The sequence below is a fragment of the Mycolicibacterium pyrenivorans genome (assembly GCF_025821625.1).
Classification (GTDB): Bacteria; Actinomycetota; Actinomycetes; order Mycobacteriales; family Mycobacteriaceae; genus Mycobacterium; species Mycobacterium pyrenivorans.
The window spans coordinates 45,012-53,208 of sequence record NZ_JACKSH010000017.1 but is presented as its reverse complement, the minus strand read 5'-3'; the positions used below and the strand labels follow the sequence as shown (position 1 = coordinate 53,208).

The window sequence follows — 8,197 nt, the reverse complement described above, 5'->3', positions numbered from 1 at the left end:
ATGTGATCCTCGAGAAATCTCATTCTTTCACCACGACAGGGCATTTCGCTGTTACAACCCGCCTCCCATCCCTACCTCATCGGTGAATCCAGGTTAAGTCAGTGCTCTTCAACACCATCCGAGTCAATGCCTCCCGCGCCTGACGCTGCCCGTTCGGCACGTAGTTCGCGGCGAAGATGCACATCGCCCAGCAGTAGGAGAAGACCTGATAGCGAAGCTGAGTGCCGCCGTGGAATTGCTCGCCCCAGTCGAAACCCTTCAGTCCGTCGTGCGGCTGTTGCGCCAGGTCGTAGCACCACCGCACCAGCTCGGCGTCGATCGCATTCGGCTCGCGCGCTCCCGGACGCCCCGTGGGCAGCTCGACCGATGCGAGGTATTCGTTCAGTTCAGCCACCTTGGCACGCTTGGCACGAAACCGGCGCTCCAGCTTCCAGAGTCCCGTGCCCGCAGCCACCACCGCGATCAGGTAGACCACCGGTATGCTCCACGGCCAGGTGGTGCCTCGTTCGAGAATCAGCCGGGGCGAATCCACCAGGGACCAGGCAATAATCGCGCTGCCCAACCACACCGCGGGAATCGCCAAATGCGCGCTGATCCCCCACCACAGCACCAGCGCCACCACGAGTAGCGCAACGGTGAACACGAAGGCGATGGGGTGAGCGGTGTAGAGTAGGCCGCCGCCGGGGAAGACCAAAGACAGCCCAATAGCGCGCGAGGAATCCGTGGCAACACCGAAAACAAGGACTGCCGCGAGTACTTCGACCAGGCCGACGCACACCGCCGTACGAGCCAGCAGGTGGCGTGTCACCGGGCCGAAACGGGCGGGCCGCGGCGCAAGCAGAGGAACTGGTGCGGGCGAATTAGCCTGTGCGGGAACTGTTTGGGTCATGCGTCTCCAGACTCCTCGATGACGTGCGCTGCCCTGCCAGCGCGAAAATGCTCCGCCAGCCGGTCGATTGCCACGGCCAGCGGATCGTGTTTGACAGTCGGACGGTAGAGGACCGCTGCGGCGGCCGGGTCGTCGATGAAGTTGAGCCACACCCTGCCCGCAGCGACGAGTCGTTCGTCGTCGCTGCGTTCACTGCCCCGCGCCGCGGCGCCGAGCACGCGTTGACGCAGAGCGGGCCAGTCCTGCTCATCGATCCAACCACGGGAGTGCGCGATCGCCGTCACCAGCGCGTGTTCCCAGTCGCAACACTTGCCCGCCGACAATCCCAGCGGACTCCACCACCACGCCGCGCGGTGGCCGCGACGTATAGCGAAAGGGCCGGCCAGAGCGAGGCGCCATCGCTGGGCTGCCGTGGCGTCCTGGGCGTCTTCCAATGCCACCGCGACCAGGGTTGCATCGAGCGGGCGCACCCAGGTCGGTTCGCTACACGGCACGCCCACCCGGGAACAGTGCGCGTCTGCGGTCAGCCGCTCGGTACCGGTTGCGTCGAGCAGCCCGCACATCAACATCGCGGCCCTGGTGTGGGCATGATCGTTGCGTAACGGATCACCCGCGAACCGCCAACGTGCAGCCACACCGACCCGGCGTGCCCGCCGATGTACTTCCGGAGAGCGCAGTGCGTCGAGTGCGTCGTCATCGACCACGTCCGCCATCGACAGCACCGCAACCGCTCGACAACGATCCGGCACCGACAAGTCGGACAGGGTCCAGGGTTCGGATCGCGACCGCCGTCCGGCCAGCCAGCGGAATCCAGGCACCCCCGCCAGTGTCGCGCGCACCCAACCAGCCGTCGCCAGGAGCAGCAACACCAGCGGGAACTCGTGCGACTGGCTGTATGTCACGACCGCCCCAGCGGCCGCGTGTGTCGTGCTGCCCCACCCGGCTGAGGCAACCATCGACGCGACGACAATCAATGCAACAAGCCAGTCGGTTCCCCATAACAGCCATGCGGTGGTCCCTGCGGCAGCGCAGACCATGAACATGACCGCAATCACCGGTTGAGCCTCCAGCATTCCGGCGCCCGGAATCAGAAAGCTATGCGCAGCGTGCACGCCGGGATGACCGCACCCGAAAGCGACTACGGCCGGAGTCAGGGTCACGCAAACCGCGATCAGCCAGCGCGACCACGGCGTGCGGAGCGCATCACTCGAGGAGTTCGAGCGCATTGAGGTCCAGTGCATGTCGTCCGTGACGTTGGATCATCGAGGCCAGCAGCCTCTCTCCGCGTTCGGTCTTCTCGGCCATCAAAGATGCGGAGACGGAGTTAAACACACCCCACAACGAACCGAGACGGTAGTCGCGCCATGTGGTGTCCGCCGCGACCGAAACCCCGGCGGACGTGAGTTGGGCGTGATACTCGGCCACGAGATCACGCTCAACACTTGCGCTCCCGGTCTGGTCGGCGAAGCTCCCCCCGATCAGGTACGCGATATCGCCGGCTGCGAAACCAACATTCAGCGCCTGAAAGTCGACCACTGTCACCGGCGGCGCACCCGGCCCGGTACCAAACAGCAAATTATCAGCACGGAAATCGTTGTGCACCAGGGTCCTTGGCGTACCGAGACCGAGCGGTAGCCGGCCGGCGCTCGGCGCGAACTGTTCGATCAAATGAATGACGTCGGCATCGAGCTGGTTGCCGAATCGATCCAGGAAGTCCGGCAGCGCGGCTTCGAAGACGGCCTGGGTCAGGGCCGCAATGTCAACGAGTGAGGTCAGCGGCTGCCCGGCTGTGACGATCGCCTCGATCGACGGGTCACCCCACCGGGGCGCGTGCAACTTGACGGCCTGCGCGATGGCGATCGCGGCCTGATCGGCTGACAGGCCCGCCACTTGGTCGCCAGCCACCGCATCCTCAATGTCTTCGAGCAGCAAGACGAAGTCCTGTGCCTCTCCGTCGTACGCGGCGTAGTAGCACCGCGGCGTTCGTACTTCGACGAGCGCGGCCACCTGCTCGTAGAACACGTGTTCTCGCAGGTATGTGCCGGATCCAAAGAGAGCTGCCCGCGGCATCGGATCGACGCACGGCATCTTGGCCATCAACGTCTGTGGACGGTCGTCGGGCACGTCCCACGTGAGTCCGATCCGTGCGACCCGCCCCGCTTGTCCCGTCCCGACGTAGCCGATGAAGTGGGCATCGATCAATTCGGCGCCGTGCGCGACACCCGATTTCCGTAGGGCGCTTCGGACCCAATCGGCACCGACTGTCTCGGGATCACTCAGGACTTGGGTCATCGACAGGCACTCCTTCCACGGACGACGGTGTACGCGGGTCACCCCTTGTGCATACAAGTATGCATCTTTCCAGCGATGTCGGGCCGCAGAGCTCGGTTTGACGACGGTAGGAGTGATCGATTTCGCGCTCAAGAACCTCTATTCTCATTGGGAAGACCCGCTAGGCGATGCTTTGAGGCGAGCACATTGCGTAGTGTCCGGGTACCAGCACATTGCATTCGTGGAGGAAGCGACAGACATGAGCCGAGTTACCGACGACGCCGCGCTGGTGTTCGTCGACCCGCAGGCCTACACCAACGAGACCCGTCTACACGCGGCATTCGCTCACCTACGTGCCAATGATCCGGTGGCATGGGTCGAAGCACCGGGCTACAACCCGTTCTGGGCGATCACCAAGTACGACGACATCATGGCCGTCGAGCGGGCCAACGACACCTTCACGAATTCGCCCCGGCCCGTGTTGGCCACCGCCGAGCAGGACGAACAGTCCGCTCAGCTGGGCGTCAATACCCTGATTCACATGGACGACCCCGAGCACCGCAAAGTCCGCGCGATCGGCGCCGACTGGTTTCGCCCAAAGGCTATGCGCGCGTTGAAGGTCCGCGCCGACGAGCTGGCGAAAGAACATGTCGACAAGATGCTCGCCGTCGGCAGCGAATGTGATTTCGCCCAAGAAATCGCCGTCAACTATCCGCTGTACATGATCATGTCTCTGCTCGGCGTACCGGAGGCCGACTTCCCGCTGATGCTGCGGTTGACACAGGAGATGTTCGGCAACGCCGACGCCGAGATGCAGCGCGGCGGCGATGACGTCCTGGCGTCGCTGATGGAGATGTTCGCCTATTTCAATGACCACACCGCGGCGCGGCGCAAGAAGCCCACCGAGGATCTGATCTCGGCAATCGCCAACGCCAGGATCGACGGCGAGCCGCTTTCCGACATCGAGACGGTGTCGTATTACCTCATCGTTGCGACCGCGGGCCATGACACGACCAGTGCGACGATCGCCGGGGGTCTGCACGCCCTCATCGAGAATCCAGATCAGCTGCATCGTCTGCAACAGGACCCGTCGCTGATTCCGGCAGCCACCGAAGAAATGATCAGGTGGGTCACCCCGGTCAAACACTTCATGCGGACCGCTCAGGACGATGCCGTCATCCGTGACACGGCCATCGCCGCCGGCGAATCATTGCTGCTGGCTTACCCGTCGGGCAATCGCGACGAGGACATCTTCGACAATCCGACAAAGTTCGACATCAGCCGGGTACCCAACAAGCACGTCGCCTTTGGCTACGGTGTGCACTTCTGCCTGGGTGCCGCACTCGCCCGCCTGGAGCTCAACAGCTTCTTCACCGAATTGGTCGCACGCCTGAAGTCGATCGAGATGACCGCCGAACCCGAGTGGATGGCCACGACATTCGTCGGCGGGATTAAGCACCTGCCTATCCGCTACGAGCTCACTTAGCCGCGGCCTTCCTCAAGCCGACACTCGATCAGATCAGCGGCAGATCAGCCGACGTGGCGAATCCTGGTGCAGCATCGCACACCGCGGGCACCGCGTTGACCGCCTGTTCGGGGCATTCGCTTCCGACTGTCCATAGCGTCTCGATCCGGACGCGCGGGCGCACCGTTGCGCCGACCAACCCAGTTCCACCGCTGAGCCTCCGTCGTCCCTGCCCGCAGCAGGTGCTGGCCGGAGCAACGAATTTCATACCGTCGAAGTGTTATCGCCGGGCTGTCCCAGAGCGGCCAGTGGGCACGTTCCTGCTGCTTGATCAGATCGAGCGACGGTCCTATTCCGACATGGCCAGCGGTATAACACCAGACTTCTGCCCGGGTTCAGTCACTTCCATGCGAGGAGGCCCGCCCTTCTCGCACGCGGCGCGCTACCGGTCATGCATGGAAGTGCTCGCGGGGTGAAAGCAGAATGACACTGTCGGGTTCATACGATCTCGAGGACGGCGGCTGCAGATGTGATCGCCTTGTCCCCGTCGCCTTCATCGTGGAGCAACATGCGCACTCCGACTTTGTTCGGACCCCCGACGTACGCGCTGCCCTCAGCACGGAACGGGCCGACCTTGCCGCGCGCCATGAACATCACATGCCAACTGACGACCTGCAGCCGGCGGGTGCCCGCACGATCAGCTGCGAAATCGATTGCCGCCGTCTCCAGCACCACGTGCTGCGGGCCGATGTGCAGCGCCGCGTCGGGCGAAGCCAATTCGGTACTCAGCGGCGGCAACGTCCAGTACCCGTCGTCGCGCCGCGACGCCCCGAACGCCTGCCACAGCGGAGGCAGGTCCGGCGAATCCGCGATGACCAGTTCAGTCCCCGACACATCCATCCGGTCGAGCCCATCCGGTGGAATCCCGATGACCGCGCCCTGGCCCTCATTGAACGCGATGATCCGCTGCGCGTTGTCGGCATCGACGATCACACAGCGGCCATAACCCATCGTGCGGCCCTGGTGCACGACGCCTGATCCGACGATCTGAACCTTGCGCACATCGAAGCCGGGATCGACGATCTGCACCGACCCGATGACCGGGTTGGGCACCGCGACCATGTCGGTCTGGCACCCCTCCGGAGAGGCAATCGCCAACGGGGCAGCCATGATTCCACCGGCCTCGTTTCGCATATCGCGACGGATCACCACGGTATCGTCGATGTCGCCGGTGTTCATGGCCGAGTGGTTTCGGCCGATGTAGCGGTAACTCAACAGTCCGGTCCAGCGCTTGTACAGTTCGTCGCGGTACGCATCCTGGTCATTGACCAGTTCCCGGATGTCGCGCGGCCGGCCAGTCATGATGGCCCCCTTCCACTGTTGAGCTCCGCACGCGCCACCCGTACCGGAACGCCGGTGAGCCGAGACATGCCAGACAGCGACTCCACATCGGTGATTTCGCTCGACATCAGTTCGTTGACGTTGGCGCCACGTGCACGGTTGGCGAGGTGCCAAGTACCGGATCCGTTGTGCCCCCAGCCATGTGGGATCGCGATCACACCCACCACGATGTCCTTGGTGGTCTCGACGTCGACCTCGATCTCCCCGGTTCGCGATGCCACCGTGATCCGGTCACCGTCGCGGATCCCCAGCGGTTCGGCGTCGAGTTCGTGCATCAGCGCACGATGCCTGCGTTCGCCGCGCATCAGCGACGACGTGTTGTGCATCCATGAGTTCTCCGACTTCGGCTCACGCATGCCGATAAGCTGCATCGGGTACTCGTCAGCGTCATCGTCCCGCGACAGCTTGTCGACCTCACGGCGGATTTCGTCGTGCTCCAGCTTCATTCGCCGGCCCCGATACGCCACCATCGACGGGAGCACACCGGTCGGCAAATAATCCGAGAGCACCTTTCCGTGTGGATGCTCCTGGGTGAGGCGGGCAAATGTAAGCCCAGACTTCCTCAGCCCGAAGCGATCCCCGCCCTCGGACATGCGGACAATCGCGTCGGCGAGCACGCGGGGATTCATCCGCTTGCCCCGCAACCGTAGCGCTCGTCGGACGACTGCCATCACCGCGAACATCGGCGCGTGACCGGCAAGGCGGCCCATCAGGTCGTCGAAGATTTCCCACTCGCCTCGCGCATCACCGCGCGGCGTAACCACCGCCTCCGTTGTCTGCCGGAACGCGGTCGCTTGGAAGCCCTGGAAAGTGAGCGCGAAGTCGTCGCGTTCGTACATCGTGGTCACCGGCAGGATATAATCGCAGAGGCCGGTCGTCTCGGTGACATAGAGGTCCAGCGCGACCGACAGCTCGAGTTCGGCCATGGCGGAAGCGAGTTCGTTGCCGTTGGGAACGGACAGGACCGGGTTGCCGGCGCTGACGAAGAGCGCCTTCATCTGACCCATCCCGGGGGTGGTGATCTCTTTGGCCATCAACGCCGCCGGCGCGTAGCCGGTGACGAGGGGGAAGCTTCCGACGCGGGTTCGCTTCGTGCGGTAGGCGCTGCGAAGCGCGCTGCCCAGTGCGGTGTTCGTCCATTTCATTCCCGGGATCTGCAAGCCGCTGAAGACCGAACCGCCGGGGACATCGAGGTTTCCCGCCGCCAGGTTGACGGCATCCAGAAGGTACGACGTGAGGGTGCCGAACTCCCCCACACATGTCCCCAGCCGGCCGTACAGGGCTGCGCGCCGCGTACGCGAAAGCGCGTGGGCCAGGGCACGGACCGCATCGGGCTCGATCCCCGTGTGGGCGACAGTACGTTCGGGAGACCAGGGCAGCGCGAGTCCGCCGAGCCAGTCCAGTCCGTCCGCCTGGCGGTCGGCCCGGCGGCGGTCGACCAGACCGTCCTCGAAAAGCACATGTAGGAGCGAGAGCAGGAAATAGGGGTCACTGCCCGGGCGAATGCCCAGCCACTCAAATTGTGTTGCCGTCTCGGTCTTGCGGGGGTCAATGACGACGACTCTACCGCCATCCTTGACGATTTCGCGCAGGCGGTCGTGGATCCGGGGCGCGGTGAGAAAACTACCGTGCGATACAACGGGATTGGCGCCCACGATCACCAACATCTCGATGCGTTGCAGGTCGGGAATGGGAACTGACGTTGGTGTGCCGTAGAGAAATTGGCTTGCCAGGAGCCGACTGCTGGTGTCCTGGGTCGATGCGCTGAAGTTGTGACACGGGCCACCGCGCCGGCCGCCAAGTCCTTTGACGAACATCGTCAGCCACATCAGGTGTGCATAGCTGAACGCCGCCGGATTGCCCATATAGCAGCCGACCGCTGCCGGCCCGTCTCTGCGCACGATCGCGCCGAGACGGTCGGCGATGTCGGACATAGCGTCGTCCCAGGACACCGGCTCGAAGCCCGCCTCCGTGCGGCGTAGCGGCGTCGTCACCCGGTCCGGATCGTTCTGTACCTCGGTGAACGCGATGCCCTTCTGGCATGCGAAGCCGCTGGACAGCGGGTGCTCCTTGTCCGGTCGGAGTGCCACGAGTCGACCGTCGTCCACGGTCGCGATCATGCCGCACAGCGGTTCGCAGATCCGGCAGTACGTTGTGTGCTGTTCGACCAT

At 64.1% G+C, this 8,197-nt stretch carries 6 protein-coding genes; 1 reads left to right on the top strand and 5 read right to left on the bottom strand.

Annotated features, from left to right (window positions below; genetic code table 11):
- Positions 1-76: 76 nt before the first annotated feature.
- The 3 genes from H7I57_RS01580 to H7I57_RS01570 all read right to left on the bottom strand — a co-directional run bounded on the left by H7I57_RS01580 (position 77) and on the right by H7I57_RS01570 (position 3,181).
- Positions 77-889, bottom strand: a complete 813-nt coding sequence (locus tag H7I57_RS01580) for a hypothetical protein (RefSeq protein ID WP_264021498.1) — start codon at positions 887-889, stop codon at positions 77-79.
- Positions 886-1,791, bottom strand: coding sequence for a hypothetical protein (locus tag H7I57_RS01575; RefSeq protein WP_264021497.1), 906 nt, complete (start codon positions 1,789-1,791; stop codon positions 886-888). The genes H7I57_RS01580 and H7I57_RS01575 overlap by 4 nt, the downstream gene beginning before the upstream one ends.
- 301 nt (positions 1,792-2,092) lie before the next feature.
- A complete protein-coding gene (locus H7I57_RS01570) occupies positions 2,093-3,181 on the bottom strand; it encodes a phosphotransferase (RefSeq protein ID WP_264021496.1) in 1,089 nt (362 codons plus the stop codon).
- A gap of 238 nt (positions 3,182-3,419) precedes the next feature.
- On the opposite strand from H7I57_RS01570, the gene H7I57_RS01565 reads away from it, so the two are divergent.
- Positions 3,420-4,646, top strand: a complete 1,227-nt coding sequence (locus H7I57_RS01565; protein WP_264021495.1) for a cytochrome P450 — start codon at positions 3,420-3,422, stop codon at positions 4,644-4,646.
- Between the two features lie 477 nt (positions 4,647-5,123).
- Here the strand turns inward: H7I57_RS01565 and H7I57_RS01560 are convergent, their stop codons facing one another.
- On the bottom strand, positions 5,124-5,987 hold the full coding sequence (locus H7I57_RS01560) for a hypothetical protein (RefSeq protein ID WP_264021494.1): 864 nt from the start codon (positions 5,985-5,987) through the stop codon (positions 5,124-5,126).
- Entirely contained in the window at positions 5,984-8,197 is a 2,214-nt protein-coding gene (locus tag H7I57_RS01555) for a molybdopterin-containing oxidoreductase family protein (RefSeq protein ID WP_264021492.1), read from the bottom strand. The genes H7I57_RS01560 and H7I57_RS01555 overlap by 4 nt, the downstream gene beginning before the upstream one ends.

What these genes read in the sequence shown, in the direction of transcription:
- H7I57_RS01565 (WP_264021495.1), top strand. Translation starts at nt 3,420, where the DNA reads ATGAGCCGAGTTACCGACGACGCCGCGCTGGTGTTCGTCGACCCGCAG.
- H7I57_RS01580 (WP_264021498.1), bottom strand. Translation starts at nt 889, where the DNA reads ATGACCCAAACAGTTCCCGCACAGGCTAATTCGCCCGCACCAGTTCCT.
- H7I57_RS01555 (WP_264021492.1), bottom strand. Translation starts at nt 8,197, where the DNA reads ATGGTCGAACAGCACACAACGTACTGCCGGATCTGCGAACCGCTGTGC.
- H7I57_RS01560 (WP_264021494.1), bottom strand. Translation starts at nt 5,987, where the DNA reads ATGACTGGCCGGCCGCGCGACATCCGGGAACTGGTCAATGACCAGGAT.
- H7I57_RS01570 (WP_264021496.1), bottom strand. Translation starts at nt 3,181, where the DNA reads ATGACCCAAGTCCTGAGTGATCCCGAGACAGTCGGTGCCGATTGGGTC.